This is a genomic window from Actinoplanes sp. NPDC051859, from assembly GCF_044452725.1.
In the GTDB taxonomy this organism is placed as follows: Bacteria; Actinomycetota; Actinomycetes; order Mycobacteriales; family Micromonosporaceae; genus Actinoplanes.
Genome location: NZ_JBITBX010000001.1, coordinates 540,664 through 563,069, shown reverse-complemented (window position 1 = coordinate 563,069; position 22,406 = coordinate 540,664). Strand labels below are relative to the sequence as shown.

Annotated in this window: 17 protein-coding genes and 1 pseudogene; 4 read left to right on the top strand and 14 right to left on the bottom strand. The window is 69.7% G+C overall.

Features of this window, described 5'->3' with window-relative positions:
* Position 1: 1 nt before the first annotated feature.
* The 8 genes from ACIA1L_RS02625 to ACIA1L_RS02590 all read right to left on the bottom strand — a co-directional run bounded on the left by ACIA1L_RS02625 (position 2) and on the right by ACIA1L_RS02590 (position 10,501).
* Positions 2 to 916 carry a glycosyltransferase family 2 protein gene (locus ACIA1L_RS02625; protein ID WP_396070678.1) on the bottom strand — a complete coding sequence of 305 codons (915 nt, stop codon included), beginning with the start codon at positions 914 to 916 and terminating at the stop codon, positions 2 to 4.
* Positions 909 to 2,579, bottom strand: coding sequence for a hypothetical protein (locus tag ACIA1L_RS02620; protein ID WP_396070676.1), 1,671 nt, complete (start codon positions 2,577 to 2,579; stop codon positions 909 to 911). Before ACIA1L_RS02620 ends, ACIA1L_RS02625 begins: the two co-directional genes overlap by 8 nt.
* A 102-nt stretch (positions 2,580 to 2,681) precedes the next feature.
* Positions 2,682 to 4,595: a delta-60 repeat domain-containing protein gene (locus ACIA1L_RS02615; protein ID WP_396070997.1), complete on the bottom strand. Its 1,914-nt coding sequence runs from the start codon at positions 4,593 to 4,595 to the stop codon at positions 2,682 to 2,684.
* Between the two features lie 158 nt (positions 4,596 to 4,753).
* Positions 4,754 to 5,686, bottom strand: coding sequence for a glycosyltransferase (locus tag ACIA1L_RS02610; RefSeq protein ID WP_396070996.1), 933 nt, complete (start codon positions 5,684 to 5,686; stop codon positions 4,754 to 4,756).
* A gap of 5 nt (positions 5,687 to 5,691) precedes the next feature.
* Positions 5,692 to 6,501 carry a phosphatase PAP2 family protein gene (locus ACIA1L_RS02605; protein WP_396070674.1) on the bottom strand — a complete coding sequence of 270 codons (810 nt, stop codon included), beginning with the start codon at positions 6,499 to 6,501 and terminating at the stop codon, positions 5,692 to 5,694.
* 112 nt (positions 6,502 to 6,613) lie between these two features.
* Entirely contained in the window at positions 6,614 to 8,131 is a 1,518-nt protein-coding gene (locus ACIA1L_RS02600) for a sugar transferase (RefSeq protein ID WP_396070672.1), read from the bottom strand.
* A 697-nt stretch (positions 8,132 to 8,828) separates the two neighbouring features.
* Positions 8,829 to 9,590 carry an ABC transporter permease gene (locus ACIA1L_RS02595; protein ID WP_396070670.1) on the bottom strand — a complete coding sequence of 254 codons (762 nt, stop codon included), beginning with the start codon at positions 9,588 to 9,590 and terminating at the stop codon, positions 8,829 to 8,831.
* Positions 9,587 to 10,501: an ABC transporter ATP-binding protein gene (locus ACIA1L_RS02590; RefSeq protein ID WP_396070668.1), complete on the bottom strand. Its 915-nt coding sequence runs from the start codon at positions 10,499 to 10,501 to the stop codon at positions 9,587 to 9,589. Before ACIA1L_RS02590 ends, ACIA1L_RS02595 begins: the two co-directional genes overlap by 4 nt.
* 236 nt (positions 10,502 to 10,737) lie before the next feature.
* Between ACIA1L_RS02590 and rnhA the strand changes: the two genes are divergently transcribed.
* A complete protein-coding gene (rnhA, locus tag ACIA1L_RS02585; protein ID WP_396070666.1) occupies positions 10,738 to 11,199 on the top strand; it encodes a ribonuclease HI in 462 nt (153 codons plus the stop codon).
* A 53-nt stretch (positions 11,200 to 11,252) separates the two neighbouring features.
* Here the strand turns inward: rnhA and ACIA1L_RS02580 are convergent, their stop codons facing one another.
* Positions 11,253 to 11,801: a hypothetical protein gene (locus ACIA1L_RS02580; RefSeq protein ID WP_396070664.1), complete on the bottom strand. Its 549-nt coding sequence runs from the start codon at positions 11,799 to 11,801 to the stop codon at positions 11,253 to 11,255.
* Between the two features lie 82 nt (positions 11,802 to 11,883).
* Complete coding sequence (locus tag ACIA1L_RS02575) at positions 11,884 to 12,936, bottom strand: intradiol ring-cleavage dioxygenase (protein WP_396070662.1); 1,053 nt, start codon at positions 12,934 to 12,936, stop codon at positions 11,884 to 11,886.
* 100 nt (positions 12,937 to 13,036) lie between these two features.
* Here ACIA1L_RS02575 and ACIA1L_RS02570 point away from each other — a divergent pair, with 100 nt between their 5' ends.
* Positions 13,037 to 13,612: an exonuclease gene (locus ACIA1L_RS02570; RefSeq protein ID WP_396070660.1), complete on the top strand. Its 576-nt coding sequence runs from the start codon at positions 13,037 to 13,039 to the stop codon at positions 13,610 to 13,612.
* 5 nt (positions 13,613 to 13,617) lie between these two features.
* Here the strand turns inward: ACIA1L_RS02570 and ligD are convergent, their stop codons facing one another.
* The 3 genes from ligD to ACIA1L_RS02555 all read right to left on the bottom strand — a co-directional run bounded on the left by ligD (position 13,618) and on the right by ACIA1L_RS02555 (position 16,183).
* A complete protein-coding gene (gene ligD, locus ACIA1L_RS02565) occupies positions 13,618 to 14,577 on the bottom strand; it encodes a non-homologous end-joining DNA ligase (protein WP_396070658.1) in 960 nt (319 codons plus the stop codon).
* 56 nt (positions 14,578 to 14,633) lie between these two features.
* Entirely contained in the window at positions 14,634 to 14,987 is a 354-nt protein-coding gene (locus tag ACIA1L_RS02560; protein ID WP_396070656.1) for a hypothetical protein, read from the bottom strand.
* 149 nt (positions 14,988 to 15,136) lie between these two features.
* The gene (locus tag ACIA1L_RS02555) at positions 15,137 to 16,183 is read right to left on the bottom strand and encodes a LacI family DNA-binding transcriptional regulator (RefSeq protein ID WP_396070654.1); all 1,047 of its coding nucleotides are present in this window, start codon (positions 16,181 to 16,183) and stop codon (positions 15,137 to 15,139) included.
* A gap of 196 nt (positions 16,184 to 16,379) precedes the next feature.
* Between ACIA1L_RS02555 and ACIA1L_RS02550 the strand changes: the two are divergent.
* Both ACIA1L_RS02550 and ACIA1L_RS02545 read left to right on the top strand, forming a co-directional pair.
* Positions 16,380 to 20,186 (top strand): annotated as a pseudogene (locus ACIA1L_RS02550) (GH92 family glycosyl hydrolase); the annotation flags it as partial.
* A gap of 64 nt (positions 20,187 to 20,250) precedes the next feature.
* Entirely contained in the window at positions 20,251 to 20,676 is a 426-nt protein-coding gene (locus ACIA1L_RS02545; protein WP_396070652.1) for a PPOX class F420-dependent oxidoreductase, read from the top strand.
* Here ACIA1L_RS02545 and ACIA1L_RS02540 read toward each other — a convergent pair.
* Positions 20,673 to 22,292 (bottom strand): GGDEF domain-containing protein, encoded by a 1,620-nt coding sequence (locus ACIA1L_RS02540; RefSeq protein ID WP_396070650.1) that lies wholly within the window; start codon positions 22,290 to 22,292, stop codon positions 20,673 to 20,675. The two genes, ACIA1L_RS02545 and ACIA1L_RS02540, sit on opposite strands and share 4 nt — an antisense overlap.
* Positions 22,293 to 22,406: the final 114 nt, after the last annotated feature.

The window sequence follows — 22,406 nt, the reverse complement described above, 5'->3', positions numbered from 1 at the left end:
GTCAGATCCCCTTGCCGCGTTTCTGCGCCATCCGCAGCACCCGTTCGCCGGTCATCAGCCGCAGCAGCACCGGCAGAATCACCAGGACGCGCTTCTCCCGCGGGTTGAGCCCGAGCACGGCGACCAGCTCGCGCAGCGCCTCGGTCCGCCGGTTGCCCGCGGCGAGGGCGAAGGCGATCTGCCCGCGCAGCCGGGCCAGTCCGACGCGGCTGTGGGACAGGTCGGGGTGCTTGCGAATGAGGTAGCGCTGGGCTTCCACGATCATCGCCCAGCGGCCGAAGTAGAACGAGCCGCCGTGCCAGTCGACGATGACGAGGGGCTGCGGCACGACCGCGATCGGCGTGTGGGCGGAGACCCGCAGCAGCCACTCGTAGTCTTCGCTGTAACCGCCGGGAATGCCCTCGTCGACCGGCCCCGCTGCGGCCCAGGTGCTGCGGCGCACCAGCATCGTGCTGGAGTGCACCTCCATGATCCGGTCGGTGAGGAACTCCTCGTGGGTCACGATCTCCCGGTCGAGGACCCGCTCCTTGTCGATGCCGGGTCCGCGCAGCCGCAGCCCGCAGCTCACCGCCCCGATCGCCGGGTCGGCGAGCCGCTCGACCTGCGCGCGCAGCTTGCGGGGCAGCCAGATGTCATCGTCGTCGCAGAAGGCCAGCAACTCGCCGCCGGCCACCTCGGCGCCGCTGTTCCGCCCGCCCGGCAGACCCTGTTTGTGCGTGTTGCTGATCAGCTTGAGCGAGCGGTCCGGTCCCACCGCGATGGCGAGGTCGCGCACGTCGACATGGTCGTAGACCACGATGCACTCGATGTGGCCGGGATAGTCCTGGCGCAGGATGCTGGCGACCGCCCGCTCCAGGAGCCCGGGCCGGTCGCGGGTGGCGACGATGACGCTGACATCGGGGAGGCGCTCAGGCACCGTGGCCTCCGGTCAGGACGAAACCGACGGTCTGGGCACCGGCCGAGCGCAGCCGATCCACCAGCCGGGTCAGCTCGCCGTTGGTGGTCCGGTCCCGCGCAACGACCAGCACGGCCAGGCCGGACTGGGCGGCGCGGACGCCACGCTCGTCGGTGTCCGAGGGCGGGGCGTCGATGACCACGACGCCGCTGCCTGGCTCGTCGCCCAGCGCGCAGAGCCGTACCGCGCCGCCGCCGATGAGCACCACCATGGGGGACCGGCCGTCGTTGTCCAGCGACGACCGGACCGCCCGCGAGGACCCGTTGATCCGGGCGGCCGCCTCCACGATCATCGTGCTGTCCGGGTCCAGGGCGGTCGCCACACCGGTGCGCGACTCGGCCAGCCGCATCGGCGAGGAGAGCGTGCGTCCACCGGCCGCGGACGAGCCGGACAGCCCGGCACTGTGGCCGCGGCCGAACGTCCCGGGTCCGCCCGAGCCGTTGAGTCCCGCGGCTGAGCCGGCGGTCCGCTGCCGCGGTGGCGTACGTTTCTGTGCCGCGAACAGCACCCGCTTCAGTTCCTCCACGCTTTCGCTGGATGCGGCCAGCGTGACGTCTTGGCCCGCCTCGGCCAGCGCCACCGCGAGGTTGCCACTCACCGTGGTGCGACCCTCGTCGTCCCGGCCAGAGAGCACGACCAGCGGCCGGTCGGGCTGCCGGTCGATCCATTTCAGGACGGCGAGCGACACGTAGCGGGCGTCGGCGGCGGGACCCGCGTCGCCGTGCCGGCCCACGGCCCGCACCACGCCGAGCGCGGGAACCCCGACGATGTCGGCGGCCTGGTCGATCGAGCGGATCCGGCGGTCCAGCGCCTCCCGGGCGTGCGCGATGACCACACCGAGGAGCAGACCGCCGAGGATCGCGGCCGCCAGATAGAGCGGGCCAGCGTCGTGGCTGGACGGCACCGGGGTACGGGCCGCGGCAGCGATCGAACCGGGGCTCAGATCGGCGGAGGCCACCTTCGCGCGGGCGTTCGCCAACTGGGCAAGCTGGTCGTTGAGCGCGCTGACCTGGTTCAGCTTGGCCTGGGTCAGCGGTGAGACGGTGTCCGAGCCGATCGCGGTGTCATCCGGCAGGTCGCCCTGGGCGTCGAGCCGCTGCGCGGTCACCGACTTCACGGTGTTGTCGTACGACCGGATCAGCGCGGCCCGCTGCTGCTTGTAGATGTCCTCGCGGACCTTCAGGTAGGTCTGCGCGGCCGTGTTCGCCCCGGTGATCGCGCTGTCCTCGCTGTCGTCGGCGAAGATGAAGCGCAGCACCTGGCCGCCCGTGGGGACCTCGGTGGTGAGCGCCTCCCGAACGTCCTCCGGGTCGCGGGCGAGGCTACGCGCGGTCGAGTCGATGACCTCGTTGCCGAGCGCGATGCCATTTTCCGCGGTCATGTTGATGGCCCGGTCAGCGCCGCTGGAGGGCAGCGTGAACGGGTCGGTCACCACCGGCCGCAGCACCACGACCGCGGTGGCCCGGTAGGTGGCCGGGAAGAAGAACAGGTAGGCGAGTAGCACGATCGTGACGCCCACCGTGGCGGCCAGCACGATGCGCCAGCGGCGCAGCGGAATCCTGACGACGTCCGCAAAGCCGACGACCCGCTGCCGGCCGGCGGCGACGGAATCAGTCACATCCATGGTTCGTTTCTCCCCGACATCTCAGTCGTGTGCACTGTCCACCTCCGACGTTCCCGACCGGGCACCGTTGCCCGGCCGGGACCGTCGCAGGTCCTGCGTCCGCTACGAGGTGGCGAAGAACAGGGTCGAGTTGTTCCAGGTCGCCGCCGGAGTGCCGGTCGCCACGACGGCGGCCGACGCACCGTTGACCGCCGAGGCGGCCGCCGGGTCGAAGGCGACAGTGCGCAGCTTGCCGTCCGTGGAGCCATAGACGAGCTTGCCCGCCACCCAGGTCATACCACGCACAGTGCGCCAGTCGATACCCGTAGTAGGCAACGTGAACTGGGTACAACCCAGAACCGAGCCGTCCGGCGTGAGGTACCGGTACAGGAGGTTGCTGCTGGATCCGGTCGTGTAGTACATCCGGCCCTGCAGGTAGAAGGCACCGGTCATCGTGCCCGCCGGGAACCAGGAGTTGAAGCCGCTACTCACCCAGGGCGCACCAGCCTGGCCGCCGGTGAACATCGACGTGTTGAGGACCGAGCCGTTCGCCCAGTAGAGCTTGTTGCTCAGCGCGAACGCCGCGCGGGCGTTGGTGAGCTGCGGCTGCGCCACGGTCGACGGGTTACCCAGGCCACCCGGCCCGAACGGGACCTTCGTCGTCTGGCCGTTGCCCGCACCCAGGTAGAGGAAGCCCGAGGTGGCCTGCGGCGCGTCCTGCACACCAATGGTGCGCCCGCCCGCGGTCGGGAAGTACCCGAGGCGGCCGTGGTACTCCTTGCCGAGGCCGTCCGAGTCCTGGCCGAGGAAGAGGCCGCCCGGGCCCTTCCACAGCTCCCACACGATCGGCCCCCAACCGGTGCCGCCGGCCGGCAGCGCGTTGCCCGGCGAGCGGGTCGGGTTCCAGGCCAACGGCACGCCGTTCTGCTGGTCCAGCGCCGCGAGGCCGTACCGGTCGACGCCGCCGGGGCCCTGCGAGTCGCTGCCGTTGGCGTTGTTCTGCCAGCGGAAGTGCCCGGCCACGTAGACGACGCCGTCGGCGACCTCGAGCGAGGTGACCGAGTCGGTACCGGTCAGGTTCACCCAGGTGGCCTCGACGTTCGCGCCCCGGTGGGCGGTCTCCCACCGGGCCGTACCGTCGCAGTAGGCGTTCGGACCACTGCCACCGTCGGCGATGATGACGAAGTAGTCGCCCTTGTCGGAGAAGTCGACGTCCCGGGCATAGAACGGGAACGAGCCGCTGTAGCACGCGGGCACGTACTTGTCGGTGTTCCAGTTCGCGACGGCCGGCGTGCCCGCCGTCTCGATCATGACGACCTGGTTGCGGGCCGCGCCGTTCACCTTCGTGAAGTTGCCAACTGCGACGACGGTCTTGCCGTCCGGGGCAACCGCGAGGCCCCAGACCAGCTCCGTCGAGTTGGCGTACGGCCGGGCACCGCTCGCGTCGATCTGGAAGCTCGCATCGATCGCGCCGGTGGTGGCGTTGAGTCGGGCCAGCAGCGAGTGCTGGGTGCCGTTGACCCAGTGGAACGCGCCGGCGATGTAGAGCTGGTTGCCGTGCACGATCGCGCGGCGTACGACACCGCCGTCGGCACGACCCGCCCAGCTGGCGACGGTGGCGCCGGTGGTCGGCTCGAGTGCGACCAGGTTCTTGCGGGCCACCCCGTTCACGGTGCCGAAGCTGCCGCCGACGATGAGCTTGCCCGTGGGGCTGACCGCCAGGGTCTGCACCGCGCCGTCCAGCTTGGGGGCAAAGCCGCTCTGCAGCGCGCCCGTGTTCACGTCGTACGCGATGAGGTGGGTGGCGGGGGTGAAGGCGGTGGCACCGGCCGCTTTAACTCCGGTAAAGGATCCACCGGCGTAGACGGTGTTTCCGATCTGCGCGAAAGCCCGCATGCTGCCGTTCTGTGCATGCGGCGTGTTGTCCGCCGGATTTGCCGTGACAATGGTGGCCGATTCGCTGGGTGGTACGTACGCGGCATGTGCCGGTATGGCGGTCATGGTGACCGTCAGACTCGTCACCACGGCCGGCACCAGCAAGCTGCTGGCGAGTCGCCGCGACCGGAGTCGACGTTTCAGGGACACGAGCCCTCCTAAGCGGAATTTAAGGATTGACGCAGCCTCCTTGCCGTACCAGGTGGTGCGCCATCGACCGTACGGACAACACCACCGCCTTTCGGGACGAGGCAAGGAGTTCAATCTTTTCCGAAAAAAAATGGCGAGACTCCGGGCACCGATCGCACCGACCAGCCCGCGGCCATATGCAGGTCCGCGAGCGTTACTTCGTGTGCTTCTCGGGCTACGACGAGCTTTCTTCCCTCGAGTTCGCGGGCCATCTCGACCTGGTGGTCGTCGACGTGCTCGCCGTGCTCGCGGCGCCGGGGCACGTACAGCGCGCGCTTGCCGGCTTGCATTGCCGCCAAGGCGGAACCGACTCCCGCGTGGGAGATGACGACGTCGGCTTCGGCGAGCGCCTGCCGCATCTCCGTGACCGGCACCTGCCGGCGCGCGCCTGGCGGCATCTCGTCGATGACCGTCGAGCCGACTTGCCACAGAATGTCCCATTCGGACGGCAGGAGACCGACTAGTCGGGAAAGCAGCCGCGGAAACGCGAACCGGGCGTGCGTACCGAGCGTCACCACCACCTTGCGAATCGGCGGCGGATCCGCCCGTACCTCCGCGCGGAAGGTGTCGAAGATCGAGCCGCCGTACCGCCAGGCACCTTCCGCCCAGCCCGGGTACTGGGTGTAGAGCCCGACCCCCGGCAGCCGCGCGGCCAGCCGCCCGGTCAGTGACGGCCCGCCGGTCCGAGTGGCGCTCTCGATGTACGAGCACGGCACTCCGGCGGCGACAGCCGGCAGGAAGAACGCCATCGCCACGGCGGCCCCGGTGCTGATCACGTGCTCGTAGCGCTCGGCTTTGAACATGCGCCGCGCCACGACGAAGTCGCGCAGCACCCCGGTGATGTCGCGGCTGGTCACCGGCGGGACGAAGACGACGTCCTCAGCGGCCAGCAGGGACCGGCTCTGCGGACTGTCGAACGTCACCCAGCGGCGCGCACCGAGGCCCAGCCGGGGTGCCAGGTCGTACAGCTCGGCCAGGTGACCGCCCGTCGAGGCGACCAGCATCGTCGTCACGCCGGCACCACTTCGGGCTGCTTGTCACCATCACTCTCCGACACCCCTGCGGCGATCCCCGCCGAGGCCGGTGTTCGGCGCGGAAACCGCCCGGCGAGGATGCAGACGGCTACCGCGTACCCGAGGAAGAGCGCCGGACCGAAGATCAGGCCGCTGATCACGTCGGTGATCCAGTGCTTCTGGGTGTACATCCGCGAATAGCCCTCGTAGAACGCCAGCACGAAGACCACCGTGCCGAGCACGACGTGCCAGCGGCGCTTGAGCTCCCAGGTCAGTGCGACGAACAGGGCGATCGCGCCGAAGGTCATCACGATCCGGGCAATGCCCCCGGACGGGTACGACCCCAGCCCGGTCGGCGGGTGCCCGCGGTTCACCATGCCGGCCAGGATCGCCTGCACATACTGCTCGAGCGGGAAGCTGATCAGGATCGCCACCAGGGGCAGCCAGAACCGGCGACGCCACAGCACGGCGAAGACCACCGCCGCGGCCACGACCACCTTCTTCAGCGGATCGCGATCACCGAGCGCGGTGTAGAACCAGTTGAACTCCTCGAACGTGGGGTTGCGTCGCTCGGTGACCCAGAGCAGCACCGGCCAGTCGACCGCGTCTTCCAGGCTGTGCGCCAGCAGGCCCACAGGCCAGAAGACGGCGATCGTCAGTGCGGACCAGAACAGCACGAAGACCAGCGCTGTCTGCGGCCGTCCGAGGGTCACGACGAGCCCGGCCACGGCCTCCCGGGTTTTCGTGACCACCCGCCCCCGGGCGAGCCGGCGCCCCGGCCCGTACGCGAGCAGCGGTCCGGCCACGGCCGGCACAATGACCGACAATACGGCGATAAAGTAGAGCAAGATCACCGAGCTGTTTCCCCACCTGTATGGCGTCCCCCGACCGCAGTTTTTGCTGAAAAGTGCGGCGCGTCTAGTACGCGCCTGCGCCCCGTATGACCACCATGACGGTCCGCATGAGGATCACCAGGTCCACCGTGAGTGACCAGTTCTCCACGTACCGCAGGTCGAGCCGGATCGAGTCCTCCCAGGACAGGTCCGACCGGCCACTGACCTGCCACAGCCCCGTCATGCCGGGCTTGACCACCAACCGCCGACGCATGTCCTGCGGATACTGCTCGACTTCGCTGGGCAGCGGCGGCCGCGGGCCGACCAGCGACATCTCGCCCAGCAGCACGTTGATGAGCTGGGGAATCTCGTCCAGGGAGTAGCGGCGCAGCCACCGGCCGGACCGGGTGATCCGCGGATCGTCCCGGAGCTTGAACAGCACGCCAGCCGAGTCGTTCTGTCCGCGCAGCGCAGCGATCCGAGCCTCGGCGTCGGTGTGCATCGTCCGGAACTTGAACATCCGGAACATCTCGCCACCGCGAGCCACGCGCACCTGCCGGAAGAACACCGGGCCACCGGTGTCCAGCTTGATGATCAAAGCGATCGCCAGGCACAGCGGCGCGAACAGCACCAACAGCAGTGCCGCCACCGACACGTCGAAGACCGACTTGATCAGCCGCCGGCCGCCGGACAGCCGCGGATGCTCGATGTGCATCATCGGGAGCCCGTCCACCGGGCGCACCGTGATCCGGTCCCCCGCGGTGTCGACCAGCGACGACGAGACCATCAGGTCGATGTCGTCGCGCTCCAACTCCCAGGCGAGCCGCCGCAGCATCGGCCCGTCCAGCTCGGGGCAGGTCAACACCATCACCGTGTCCGCGCCGGCCGCGGCAGCCGAGTTGGCAGCGGCGCCCAAAGCACCGAACACCGGCACGTCGACCGTACGCGCGGCGCCGGCCAACTGGTCCGCGGGCAGGCAGGCGCCGATGACCTGCAAACCGTGATGCGACCGCCGGTGCAGCTGCTGGATGAGCTGGGCGACCGCCGGCGCGTGGCCGAGCACCAGGACGCGATGCATACACGCGCCACGTTTGCGCGCCCGGTGCAGGATCTTGCGCAGCACGACCCGCCCGCCGAAGGACAACACCGTGGTCATCACCAGGGCGATCAGGAGGTAACCGCGCGCTATGTCGGCTTTCGCGACGTACGACGCGAGAGCCATCCCCGCGGTCAGACGCACCCCGGCCCGAAGCACCCGCTGGTACTCCTCGCCGCCGACGAACAGCACCCGCCGCTCGTACGCGTGCGACAACGCCAACAGGCCCACCCACACCGGGGGGATCAGCGCCGACAGGGCGAGATACCAGTCCGCGTACGCGGCGCCCTGGAAGCGCAGCACGAAGGCGGCCAGCGTAGCCACCAGCGTTGCCCCGAAGTCGACGACCAGGAGCAGCCGGACGTAACGCGCCTCCCACACCCAGCGGTCGGCGTGTCCCCGTCCCCAGACGTCACCAAGATCCCGTTCGGTGACGTCTGCATAGTCGCTGATTTTGGGAATGTCTTGCGTATCGGCGTTGCCCGCCGAAGTTCCCGTCGTTGTCACGACGCCTCTGCTTCCGGTGAGACCCGACGCTCACTCGGCAATTTCGCGCACACCAATTTCACGCCCTCCACTCCTTGGCCCACAAACAACAAGCGCAAGGACGCCTAGGCGGTGAACGCTAGACGAGCGAGGAGATAAAGCCGACCCCGCGTGTCGCAATCTTTACTTGGGCCGTACCCAAATTTCGGATGCTGAGGTGCGACGCATCCGGTTCAATGCCGTCGAACTCGTCTCGACTTCGGACAAACTAGCAGCCAGACCCAGAGTGACGGAAGACTTGACATCACCGTCAATGTCTGCCCGTTTTTTCCTCATTGCCGCGCGCCTTTTCGCCCGGTCTGAGAAGCCTCAACCGCGGACGGTGACACCGACGTCCCGCAGCGCGCAGGGTGCCCGACCGATCGCTGCAAAGAAGTTGATCGTCAGTACTGGACTGAACCACCCAGTCGAGAGACAGCCGCGTCGATCGGCCCACTTGACAGAACCGCACCCGTCGGCAGTGCCGTCGATTCACCCCAACAAAGTCTGAAATGTCAGGCGGGGAGTGGCGTCACCGTCGCGGTCGTCGCCTCGCCTCTCCCGCACCCCCCGACGCAGCGGGCGAGGCGGCACGGACAGCGCCCGATCCCAGGACCCACCAGCGAAAGGCCCGATTCGTCCTCAGCGAGAAGTTCGGGCACCGGGCCGCGGCGGAGCCTTACTCCCAGCGGAATTTGCGGGCGGCGGCGGTGAGGGCCAGGGCGGCCCAGAGGGACAGGCTCAGCCAGATGGTGCCGGGCACGGCTGCCCCCTCGGTCAGGGTGCTGCGCAGTGCCTCCGCGTGCGCGGCCAACGGCAACAGGAAATGCCCGGCCGCACCGAGGTCCGGCGCCGCGAACATGATGCCGCCCGCCGCCAGCATCAGGACGTAGATCAGCGTCGCCGCCGCGGTCACCGTCTCCGGGCGTAGCAGGCTGGCGATGAGCAGCGACAGCCCGCAGTACGCGGCGGCGGCCAGGACGGTCACTCCGATCGCCGACAGCAGGTGACCCGGCTCGGGCCGCCAGCCAGCGACGACGCCGACCAGGGCGAGCACCACGATCTGGACCGCCACCAGGCAGAGGATCGCGGCGGTCTTCGAAAAGAGCAGGCCGGGCCGGGTGAGCGGGGAGGCACCGAGGCGTTTGAGGACGCCGTAGCTGCGCTCGTAGCCGGTGGTGATGGCCTGGCCGGTGAACGCCGTCGACATCACGGTGAGGGCGAGAACGCCGGGGACGACATAGCCGAGCCGGTCGTCGGTCGGGAGGTTGGTGGCGCGGGTGAGGCCGGCGCCGAGCAGGACCAGCAGGGGGACGCCCATGGCGAGGACGATCGCCTCGCCGCGCCGGGCGGTCAGCAGCAGCTCCATCCGGATCTGCTTGCGCAGGATGACCCGCAACGGGGCGCGGCCGGGAGCCGGAGTGAACGTGCCGGTGCTCATCGGGCTGCTCCCGCGGTCAGGGCCAGGTAGACGTCTTCGAGGGTGCGGCGGCGGGAGTTCACCGCGGTCACCTGGGCGCCGGCCGCAGCGAACCAGGCCAGCACCGCCGCGATGGCCTCGGTGTCGAGGGCGCCCGCGATCGTGTACTCCCCCGGGGTGTCCTCGACGATCTTCGCGGCGAGGCGGGTGCCCAGGGCGTCGAGCGGGAGGCCGGGGTCCGCGCGTACGTGCAAGAGGTCGATGCCGGCCGCGGCCGTGAGCTCGGCGGGGGTTCCGGTGGCAGCGACCACGCCGTTGTCCATGATGACCACGTGGTCGGCGAGGCTCTCGGCCTCGTCGAGCAGATGGGTGGTCAGCAGCACGGAGACGCCGTCCGCACGCAGGCTCTCGACCAGCTGCCAGGTGGTCTGCCGGGCACCCACATCCATGCCGGCGGTCGGCTCGTCCAGGAAAACCAGCTCGGGCCGGCCGACCAGCGCCACAGCCAGGGAGAGCCGCTGCTGCTCGCCGCCGGACAACCGACGGAAGGTGGTCTTGGCAAACTTCCGCAGGCCGAGGCGGTCCAGCAACATGTCCACATCGAGCGGATTCGCCGAGTACGACGCGAAGAGCCGCAGGATTTCGCCCGCGGTGGCCCACGGGTAGACGCCGCCGGACTGCAGCATGATGCCGAGGCGCGGCATCAGCGCGTCGTGGTCGGCGATCGGGTCGAGCCCCAGCACCCGCGCGGTGCCGCCGTCCGGGCTGCGGAAGCCCTCGCACACCTGCAGGAGGCTGGTTTTGCCGGCGCCGTTGTTGCCCAGCAGGGCGAGGATCGCACCTCGGGGGACGGTCAGCGATACCCCGCAGACGGCGGTGACCTCGCCGTATTTCACGACGACGTCCTGCACCTCGACGGCGGCCTCGACCATGGCGGAAACTCTACTGGCTCGGCGTGACGCCGCCGCCGGGCCTCCGGCCGATGTGGTCTACGTCCTGCACGCCGCCGGCATTTACGAAGGGGGCAACGGGGGCTAAAGTCCTCGCTGGGAGCGCTCCCAGCATGCGGGAGCGAGCCGCCGGGCCTCCGGCCGGTTCCCCCCGGCAGCCTGCCCACGTCACGCAGGCGCCCGGCCCGGCGGCCCTCCCCACCGCTAAGGTGCAGCCCATGACAGGCTCGGTCACCCCGGTGGAAATCTTCACGGACGGCGCATGCGTGCCGAATCCCGGACCAGGTGGCTGGGGCGCCGTCCTGCGGTGGGGCACCCGAGAGAAGGACCTGCGCGGCGGCGAGGCGAACCCGACGACGAACAACCGGATGGAGCTGATGGCGCCCATCCAGGCGCTCGAAAGCCTGACCCGAGCACCACTGCCGGTGCTGCTCTACACCGACAGCATCTATGTCCGGGACGGCATCACGAAGTGGCTGCCCCGCTGGCAGGCCAACGGCTGGCTGACCTCGGCTAAACAGCCAGTCAAGAACGTCGACCTCTGGCAACGCCTCGACGCGGCCGTCCGCCGGCACGACGTCCAGTGGCACTGGGTCAAAGGCCACGCCGGCCACCCGGAAAACGAGCGCGCCGACCGGCTCGCCGCCCGAGGCCTGCAGGAAGCCCTGGCCGCCCGCTGACCAAGGGAGCCACCAGGCCCCTGAGAACCGCACGCCACAAAGACTGGTCGAGGTCAGGCGCCGCCGGGCCTCGTCCGCGGGCGCGGCACCGGCTGCAGCCGCGTCGTTTCCTGCTCGCTCTCGCCGCCCGGCACCTTCGCCCGCGCAACCCGGTCCGGATTGAGCCGATAGGTGGCCGCCTGCACCAACCCGTCGGGCACCAGATGCCGACCACCATCGCTGTCCGCCGAAACCGCACCGGAGCCGGCTCGCTCCCCTTCCGGCACCGGCTCCAAGCCAACCTGCGCAGCTGCCGGCGCTGCTTCCGAGCTGGCCGACATCCCTGCCGGCGCTGCTTCCGAGCTGGCCGTCATCCCCGCCGGCGCTGCTTTTGAGACGGCGCGAACGGCTGCCCGGCCCCGGGCCGAGCGGCGAGTGCCGATCATTCGGGCCGCGGTGCTGAAGACGCTGCGGGTCGCGGTCTCGTAGCCATCCCGGTAGGCCTCGTCACGGTCGAAACCGGTGCGGTACCACTGGTGCAGGCGGCCCACCGCGTACCCGACGCAGGCTGTGCACGCGGCGAGGAGAGCGATCACGAGGGCGTCTTGTCCGGGTGCGGCCATGCGACAGATTCTCACCAAGGGCATAGACCGGGAGCTATAGCCCTTTTGACGTACCCCGATCGATGGACAGACCTTGACGCCTCTAACTCGGCGCGCCCGACGGCGGCGTGCCACCCGGGCCACCGCCACCCGGAGCGCCCGACGGCGGCATGCCACCCGGGCCACCGCCACCCGGAGCGCCCGACGGCGGCATGCCACCCGGGCCACCGCCACCCGGAGCGCCCGACGGCGGCATGCCACCCGGACCGCCGCCGCCCGGAGCGCCCGACGGCGGCGTGCCGCCCGGAGCACCGCCCGGGGCTGTACCTCCGCCGATCTCTTCGCCGGCCGGGTCGATGGCGATGGTCAGGGTCGCGGTGAAGCCCGAGGCCACGTCGCCGGTGACGGTAGCCAGCTCGGTCGCCGCCGAGTCTTCGCCGAAGACGTTGTCGGTGGCTAGCGAGACCTGACTCATGTTGGTGACGCTCTTGCTGTAGCCGTCGGTCGCGTACACGAGGTCGGCGACGTTCTCGGGGATCGCGATCTGCGAGGTTTTGACAATGGGGCCGTCGCCGCTGGTGGCGTGGGCAAGGGAGGCGTACACCTCGAAGTGGATGTGCGGCCAGCGGCCCGAGTAGCAGGCGGGGAAGATACTGGTGAAGGTGGCCGCTCCCATGCTGTCGGTCACCTGGATGCCGCGCAGGTAGTTCTGGTCGGTGACGCCCGTCGAGTAGAGCGAGTAGTTACCGTCCCGGTCGCAGTGCCACGCGTAGACGGCTGCCCCGGTCACCGGCGCGCCGGTCAGATCCTTGACGATCAAGGAAAACTCCAGGGGTACGCCCGCAGCCGTGCCCGACGCGTCGCCGAACGACGAGCGGATGTCCTTGCGCACGATGCCGTCGAGGGTGCGCACATCCGGCCCGTTCGAGCCGTCCGCCGGGTAGGGACCCGCTGTCTCGGAGGCGACCTCGGTCAGGGTTCCCGCCGTGGCCGTGCTTGTCGACGCCTTCGAGCCGCAAGCAGCGAGGAGGGCCAGGGCACCCGCGCCACCGAGGCCGGCTAGGAGTCGGCGGCGGGACATGGTCTGTCGGTCGAACTGGAGGCCTTTGTCGTGCACTCGGCGTACAAATGCAGCATTTTCCCCTTGGTTCAGCACGATCTCACCCTTCTGCTGACTGCGACCCCTTCATCAGACCCGCGGCGCCTGTCTCCTTCCTGTGCGTTTCGTGTGCTCTGCTGGTGAATAAGCTCGCCGGGTGCCGACCGATCTCTACATCTCGACCGACGTCGAGGCGGACGGGCCGATCCCGGGGCCGTACTCGATGCTGTCGTTGGGCATGGCCTCGGCCGCGACCTACGACGGCACCACCTTCACCCGGCTCGTGCCGGACACGTTCTATGCCGAGCTGCAGCCGATCTCGCCGGAGTTCGTCCCGGCGGCGTTGGCGGTGTCGGGACTGGACCGGGCGGCCCTGGCTCGCACCGGGACCGCCCCCGCCGTGGCGATGGCCGAGAACGTGGCCTGGCTGTCGGAACTGGCCGAGCGGCATCGCGCGCGCCCGGTGTTCGTCGGCTACCCGCTCGGCTTCGACTGGATGTTCACGTACTGGTACCAGGTGCGCTTCACGGGTGGCTCGCCGTTCGGCCACTCCGGCCACCTCGACGTCAAGACCCTGTTCGCGACCAAAGCCCGCCGCCCCATCCGTACGGTGGGCAAGCGTTCGATGCCCGCCCACCTGCTCAGCAGGACGCCGCACACCCACCACGCGCTGGACGACGCGATCGAGCAGGCGGAGCTGTTCTGCAATATCGCCGAATGGTCCGGCGCCTAGGGGCTCTAACCGGCTTCCCGCTTGGCCTTGGCGCGTCGTTTGCCTTCGTGCATCGCGGCGACGCGGGCGACCGGGATGGTGTGGCCTTCGGCGATGAGGTCTGCGCTGAGGTGCTGCGGCGCCGGCATCGCGGTGGCCCACGGGTCGCCGGCCTTCAGCAGATCGGGCGCGGTGTGCACGGTGAAGTCAGCCGGCGTGACGTCGCCCAGGTCGTCCCATGCCACCGGGAAAGACACCGGCACGCCGGGGCGGACCCTGGGACTGTAGGCAGCGATCACCGTCGCACCGCCGGAGCGGGTGGCATCGAGGAAAACCTTGCCGTGCCGGTCCTGGACGATGAAGGCGGTCGTCGCCAGCTCCGGATCGAGCCGTTCGGCCCGGACGGCCACCGCCCGGGTTGCGGCGGCCACGTCGGGCGCGGCGGCCGTGCCGTCGAGGGGGACGAAGACGTGCACTCCCTTGGCGCCGCTGGTCTTCACCGCGCCGTCGAGGCCCGCGTCGGCGAGAGCTCGGCGCACCAGGCGGGCCGCTCGCACCGCGAGGTCGAACGCGCCGCCCTCCGGCGGGTCGAGGTCCATGATCAGATGGGTCGGCCGGGCCGGGTCGGCGATCGTGGTGAGCGCCGGGTGGTATTCGACGGCCCGCTGATTGCCGAACCAGAGCAGGGTGCGTCGGTCGTTGCAGAGCGCGTAGTGGACCTCGCGGTGTGAGGCTTCGGCCCAGACATCGGTGCGGGCCACCCAGTCCGGGGTGTACTTCGGCAGGTTCTTCTGCATGAACTTGTCCTGGCCCCGGAGCACCCGGATCACCGACAGCGGCCGGTCCTGCAGCACCGGGATCAGCCGGTCGCGCACCGCGTCGAGGTAGTCGACCAGGTCCCGCTTGGTCGCGCCGGCGCCGGCGAAGAGCTCCTGATCCAGGTTTGTCAGGGGTACGCCGTCGCGTTCTTCCTTTTCCGCTGCCATGCCCCCATCCTGCCCGGATCGCGGCGGCTTTTCCGCTCAGCCGGCTCGCATGATGCTCAGCCGGCTCGCATGATGCTCAGGGCGGGCAACACCATGGCGAGGGTGAGCATCGCGTAGGCGCCGCCGGTGAAGAAAAGCCCGCGCCGCGTGGCAACGACGGCCGCGGCGAAGGGCAGCACCACCGTGAGCAGTGCGGCGAAGGCTAGCGTGCCGCCTTGCCGTTCGGCTCCGAGCAGTCCCCAGCCGAGCAGGAACGGCACGGCCACCAGCCAGAGCAGGGTGATGAAGAGGACGTGCAGCGCTGCCTCGGCGCGCCCAGCTGCGGCACGCCGGTCGTCTTGCTTCTCCTGCGCCGTCCGGTGCGCGACAGCGCGGCCGGCCAGCCGCGGCCCCTCGATCTCCAGCGTCACGAGGTGCACTCTAGGTCAGCTTTCGCTGCTGCGCCCGTCGAGCGGTCACCCGTCTGGGCGCTGCTCAGCCGGCTGCGAGCGGGCCTCCGCCGGCACAGTTCAGGCGATCGAGGACACCGGGCCCCAGACCGACTGCGGACTCGTCGCCGTCAGCTATGGGATGTGCGTTCGCCGCTGCCACGGGCCACGACGGTCGTGGGGATGATCACCGTCTGGGCCGGTCCGGTGAAGCCGCTGATCCGCAGGTGAGCCAGCCGAGCCGCTTCGCGGCCGAGGGCGATCGGGTCGTGTGCCACCACGGTCGTGCCGAGCACGTCCGCCAGGTCGAAGTCGTCGAAGCCGATCAGCGCCGGTGGCCGCTCGAGCCCGCGCAAGGCGCGTAAGGCACCCGTGGTCAGCCGGTTGTTCGTCATGAAGAGCGCGGTGGGCGGCGCATCAAGGGCGAGCAACTCCCGGACGGTCGCCTCGGCCCCGTGCACATCGTGCACGTCGGTACGCAGGTAGGGGCGCCACTGTTCGGTCCCGGCCGCTTCCATCGCCTGCACGAAACCGTCGAGTCGAGCCTGCTGCGGCGCCATCCGGGCCAGGTCGGCGACGAAGGCGATCCGCCGGTGCCCGTGGTCCAGCAGATGCTGCCCGGCCGCCCGGCCGCCGCCCAGGTTGTCGATGAGCACGGTGTCGGCCTCGAGCCCGTCCGGCGGCCGGTCGAGGAACACGAACGGCACGCCGCGGTTGCCTTCGACGGCGAGGTAGTCGTGCCGTTCCGCGCTGGGGACGACGAGCAGGGCGCGCACCCGGCGTTCCAGGAACGCGTCGACCAGGGCCCGTTCCAACTCGGCGTCCTCGTCATTGTTGGCGGTCACCAATTGCAGCCCGTGTTGGCGCAGCTCGCGCTCGATGCCGCTGGCGACCGCGCTGTAGAACGGGTTGGTCAGGTCGCCGCTGATCAGCCCGACCAGCGCCGAGGTGGCGCCGCGGCGCAACTCGCGGGCGATGCCGTTCAACCGGTAGCCGAGCGTGTCGGCCGCCTGCTGCACTCGCCGACCGGTGGCCTCGGCGACGTTGGGTTCGTCGTTGAGCGCCCGGGATGCGGTCTTGAGGCTGACGCCTGCCAGCTCGGCAACCTGCGTCAGCGTAGGCCGGCGCGGGTTGGTCCCGTCCGCGGCCCGGGATGGCGACATGGTGCTCCGAGTCATAGAGGTGACGAAGGACAGCAGTATGACATCGATGTCGGCGTACGGACCCGGTGCGGCCGGTGGAGATCATCCGGCGACCGGCTGACATCGATGTCAGGAAAACCTTGTCAATCCCTCCATCGACGCGTGACGATGTGCATCCCGCAGCCTGCGACAAGGAGACGGTATGCACCGGCCACGTTGGGGTGTCGCCCTGTTGTCCGTCAGTCTCATCACGGCGGCCTCGGCCGTCGTGACCGGTGGTGCGGCACGGGCCGCGTCAGCCGAGCAGTTCCACTCCTCCTTCGAGGCTGGCGATCCGGCACCCACCTGGACCGACTCGGTGGACGGCAACCGCAGCGACGGCGTCGACGGTGGGGCTTCCGCCGGCATGCCGGGCAGTCTGCGAACCCGGGTCACCGCCATCACGGCGAACGCCCAGCCGATCCCGAACGAGGGCGTGACCAACCTCAACGACGGCGATGCCGCCACCAAGTGGCTGGTCGACACCCCAACGAGCTGGGCGCAGTACACCCTCGACGCCCCCGCCACCGCGGTGCGGTACGCCCTCACCTCGGCGAATGACGCTCCCGAACGCGACCCCCGGGACTGGACGCTGGAGGGCTCGACGGACGGCACCTCGTGGACGACCCTGGACGCCCGTACCGGGCAGACCTTCGAGCAACGCTTCCAGACGAAGACCTTCACGGTCACGAGCCCGGCCGCGTTCGGTATCTACCGTCTGCACATCACCGGCCATCCCTCCGGCGAGCTGACCCAGCTGGCCGACCTCGAGCTCGCGGACGCCACCACCACGGCGCCACCGCCGGGGCCGATGCAGAGCCGGATCGGTGCCGGGCCGGCCAGCTCACCCACCGCCAAGGCCGGCGTCGGTTACACCGGGCTCACAGCGTTCGCCATCGCCGGGCGGCACACCGCCTCGGGCCGCGGACACTCGACCAACAAGGTGTTCGACGTCAACGTGCCAGTCACCGCCGACACCGAGCTGTCCTACCTCGTGCTTCCCGAGTTCAACCGGGCGGACCTCAGCAACCCCGCCACCTACACCGCGGTCGACCTGGCCTTCACCGACGGGACCTACCTGTCGGACCTGCGCGCCAGAGACCAGCACGGCACCGTGGTGAGCCCGGCCGCCCAAGGAGCCGCGAAAACGCTCTACACCGCGCAGTGGAACAAACGGACGTCCCGCATCGGTGCGGTCGCCCGCGGCAAAACCATCGACCGGATCTTGATCGGATACGACAAGCCGGCCGGTCCCACCAGCTTCCGCGCCTGGTTCGACGACATCACCCTCGCCGAGGTCGCGCCGGCAGCACGCAAAGCACACCTTTCCGAGTACGCCGAAACACGCCGCGGCACCCAGTCGTCCGGCGACTTCTCCCGCGGCAACAACTTCCCGGCGACCACGGTGCCGCACGGCTTCAACTTCTGGACCCCGGTCACCAATGCCGGATCCACGTCGTGGCTGTACGAGTACCACCGGCAGAACAACGCGGCGAACCGGCCCACCTTGCAGGCGTTCGCCGCCAGCCACGAACCCAGCCCGTGGATGGGTGACCGGCAGACCTTCCAGGTGCTGCCGTCCGCCGCGACCGGCACGCCGGATGCGAACCGCGGCGCCCGGGCGCTCGCCTTCGGGCACGAGAACGAGGTCGCGAAGCCGTACTACTACGGCGTGACGTTCGACAACGGCATCAAGACCGAGATCGCCCCCGCCGACCACGCGGCCCTGTTCCGGTTCACGTTCACCGGCGACAGCGGCAACCTGATCTTCGACAACGTCAACAACAACGCGGGGCTGACCATCGACGCGGCCGCCCGTACGGTCAGCGGCTGGTCGGATGTGAACAGCGGCGGCCTGTCCGCCGGGTGGACCCGGATGTTCGTCTACGCCACGATCGACGCGCCGATCACCGCCAGCGGCATGCTGCCCACCGGGAACCGGCCTTCGACCGGCTACGTCAAGGTCGGCACGGGGCCGGACCGGACGGTGACGATGCGCATCGCCACCTCGCTGATCAGCGTGGCGCAGGCGCGGCACAACCTCGAGCTGGAGGTGCCGGCAGACGCGACACTCGCCACCGTCCGGGACCGGGCCCAGGCGGCCTGGGACGCCAAGTTGCGGACGATCGAAGTGGAGGGCGCGTCCGAGGATCAACTCGTCACCCTCTACTCCAACCTGTACCGGCTGTTCCTCTATCCGAACTCCGGCTTCGAGAACACCGGAACCGCACAGCAGCCGGTGTACCGGCACACCGTGCAGTCGGCGGTGACCAGCCCGCCCAGTTCGCCGACCGAGACCGGCGCACCCGTCAAGGACGGCAAGGTGTACGTCAACAACGGCTTCTGGGACACCTACCGCACGACCTGGCCGGCCTACGCACTGCTCACACCGCAGGCCGCCGGGGAGATGGTCGACGGGTTCGTGCAGCAGTACCGAGACGGCGGCTGGATCTCCCGGTGGTCGTCGCCCGGCTACGCGAACCTGATGGTCGGCACCAGTTCCGACGTCGCCTTCGCCGACGCGTACCTCAAGGGCGTACCCGGCATCGACGCCGAGGCGGCCTATCAGGCCGCGGTGAAGAACGCGACCGTGACGCCGCCGAACCAGAACGTCGGCCGCAAGGGTCTGGCAACGTCGATCTTCAAGGGCTGGACGCCGAGCGACGCCACCGGCGAGGCAATGTCCTGGGCGATGGACGGCTACATCAACGACTTCGGCATCGCCACCATGGCCGCAGCGCTGGCGAAGAAGGGCGGACCGAAGGCCGCCGAGTACGCGGAACAGGCCGAGTATTTCCGCAACCGGGCCCTGAACTACGTCCACATGTTCGACAAGTCCGTGGACTTCTTCCAGGGCCGCGACAGCGCCGGCGCCTGGCGGCTACCGCCGTCGGCCTACGATCCGCGGGTCTGGGGTTACGACTACACCGAGACCAACGGCTGGAACATGGCGTTCCACGTGCCGCAGGACGGCCAGGGCCTCGCCAACCTGTACGGCGGCAAGGCCGGCCTCGCAAAGAAGCTCGACACGTTCTTCGCGACACCGGAGACGGCCGGATTCCCCGGCTCGTACGGCGGCACCATCCACGAGATGCTCGAGGCCCGGGACGTCCGGATGGGCCAGTACGGCCACAGCAACCAGCCGTCGCACCACATCATCTACATGTACGACCACGCCGGGCAGCCGTACAAGACGCAGAAGCTGGTGCGGGAGGCCCTGTCCCGGCTGTACCTGGGTAGTGAGATCGGTCAGGGCTATCCGGGCGACGAGGACAACGGCGAGATGAGCGCCTGGCAGATCTTCAGCGCGCTCGGCTTCTATCCGCTGCGGATGGGCAGCCCGGAGTATGCGATCGGTTCACCGCTATTCACCAAGGCGACCGTCAACCTGCCGGGTGGCAACAGGATCGTGATCAACGCCCCGCAGAACAACGCGGACAACGTGTATGTGCAGTCGTTGCGGGTGAACGGCAAGGTGCATCAGTCGACGTCGCTGCCGCACTCGGTGCTTGCTGGTGGTGCGACGCTGGACTTTGTCATGGGTGCCGCACCTTCCGCCTGGGGTACCCGGGCCGCAGACGCTCCGCCCTCTCTCACGAAGGGCGACGCGGTGTCGGCGCCGCTGCGTGATCTGACCGGTCCGGGTCGTGGCACGGCGTCTGATCCGGCGCTGGTCGACGACACCTCCGCTACCCGGGCGGTCTTCCCCGGCGCCACACCGTCGTGGAGCTACCAGTTCGCCGGCAGCGGCCAACGCGCCAGCTATTACACCCTCACGTCGGGGGCGGCGGCCGGTGATCCCCGATCGTGGAAGCTTTCCGGCTCGTCGGACGGCGTCACCTGGAAGACGCTCGATGAGCGCCGGGACCAGGTGTTCGCCTGGCGGCTGCAGACCCGTCCGTTCAAGATCGCCAAGCCGGGCCGCTACCTGCATTACCGGCTGGAGGTCACGGCGAACACCGGCGAGGCGGGAACCACACTCGCCGAGGTGGAACTGCTCGGCAACTGACGACAGCAGCGCCGCGGACCTCCACCTGGAGGCCGCGGCGCTCTACTGTGGTGCCATGTCTGACGAAGCCCTGTGGGCCGCCGTCGCCGCGGCCGACCTGTGCACCCTCGCCACGATCCGCAAGGATGGGCGGCCGCAGCTCTCCGACGTCAACTACACGGCCGACTCGCCGACCCGGGTGCTGCGGGTGTCTACCCGGGCGTCCCTCGCCAAGGTGCACAACCTGCGCCGCGATCCCCGTGCCACCTTGCGGGTCGGCCCGCCGAACGGCGGTTACGTGGCTGCCGACGTCACCGCGTCGCTCTCCGCGCCAGCAGCCGACGAGCACGACACCACGGTGGAGGAACTGGTCGAGGTTTACCGCCTCGTGGCCCGGCAGGAACACCCGGACTGGGACGATTACCGCCGAGCCATGGTGGCTGACGGCCGCCTTGTCCTACGCCTCACCGTCGAACGCCTCTACGGCTGGACGATGCCTTAACGTACGCCGCTGCGGAACCGCCGCCGGCTGGTCAGGTCGCTCCGGGGGTCCAGGCAGACCCGGTTACGGCCGGCGCGCTTGGCCTCGTAGAGCTGCTCGTCGGCGCGCGCGAGCACCGTCGTCTGGGTGCTGTCCGGGTCGGCGGCGGTGACGCCGATGCTGATGGTGACCGGCAGGTCGCCGGTGATCGGCGTCCAGTCGTGGTCGGCGATGGTCCGCCGCAGGTCCTCCAGCCGGAACACCGCCGTCGACGGGGACACCCCGGTGATGACGAGCAGGAATTCCTCACCGCCCAGCCGGGCGGCGATCCCGCGTTCGCCGACGTCGACCTGCCCGAGCAGTCGGGCGCACTCGGCGAGCACCCGGTCGCCGGCCTCGTGGGACAGCGTGTCGTTGATGCGCTTGAAGAAATCCAGGTCCAGCAGGGCCGCGGTGACAGCCGTCGACCCGTCGGTCAGGAGGGCAGGCAGGGTCTCGTCCACGTACCTGCGGTTGCTCAGGCCGGTGAGGGCGTCGCGGCGGGCCTGGTCCCGGAAGGCTTCGGCCTGCCGGCGGGCCTCGTTGACCTCGAAGAGTGCCTGCCGGTTGCGGGCCTGCGCCTCACGGTCCGCGTTGCTCAGGGCGCGTTCGGCGATCCGGTGCTCGCACATGGCGTGGTACGCCTGCTCGAACTCACCCGCCGCCGCGAACAGCTGGGCCTGTTCGAGCTGGAGCTGCACGGCGAGCCGGCCGAAGTGGATGGCGTCGCACAGCTCGTTGCTGGCGTCCAGCGAGACCTGAGCCGCGACGAGGTCGCCGCGGTGCCGTTGCACGGTGGCGAGAGTGAGCAGCAGTTCGGCCTCGGCGTCGCATTCGGAGTCGTCGCCCGTACGGTAGGCGGCCAGCGCGGCCCGGGAGGCCAGTTCGGCGTCGGCGTAATTCTCCAGGCGTAGTTCGACGCGGGCGATGGTGTCGAGGTCGCAGTAGTCGAGTTCCCAGCCGCTGTCCTCGCTCAGCGCCAGCAGCCGGTCGACCACCTGGCGGGCCGGGCGCACGTCGTCGCCGTCCTCGTACTCGTGGTAGGCCCAGTTGTTGAGCACCATCGCCTGCCGGCGCAGGTCGCCGAAGCCGGCGGCCATCCGGTAGGCCTCTTCGTAACGGTCCCGCGCGGCGGGCAGCGAGCCGGTCTCGGCGTACGCGTCGGCGAGCTTGATCAGGCAAGCGACCCGGGCGGGCGGCGGGGTGGTGTCGTCGAGGGCGTCGACCGACTGGACCAGCTGCTCGAGGTTGGCGACCAGGTCACCCATGGTGCGGTAGGTGCGACCGATCAGTTCGTGGGCGCGGGACAGCACCCGGCGGCAGCCGGCGGCGGCGGCCCACTCCTGCGCTTGGAAGGCGAGCTTCATGGCCGCGGCGGGGTCGCCTTGGCGTTCGATGAGGTCGACCCGCAGCAACGTGCAGCGCCAACGCAGTTCCAGCTCGCCGAGCTCGTCGGCAACGCGTTCGAGCTCGGCGGCTCGGGGCAGCGCTACCTCGATGTCGACGCCGGCGCTGCTGACGAGGTCGTCGAGTTCGGCGCCCACGGCGGCGGCATCGAGGACGGTCGCCGTCCGGGCGTTGTTCGCCGGAGTGGTCATCGCCGACACCTGCCTTTCTCGTGGGCAAGCCTGCACATCGACGACCGCCGGAAGATCTTGAGCGTTTCGCCCGGCCCGCTTGAGCCGGGGTTGACACTCGCCAGCACCGCTCCG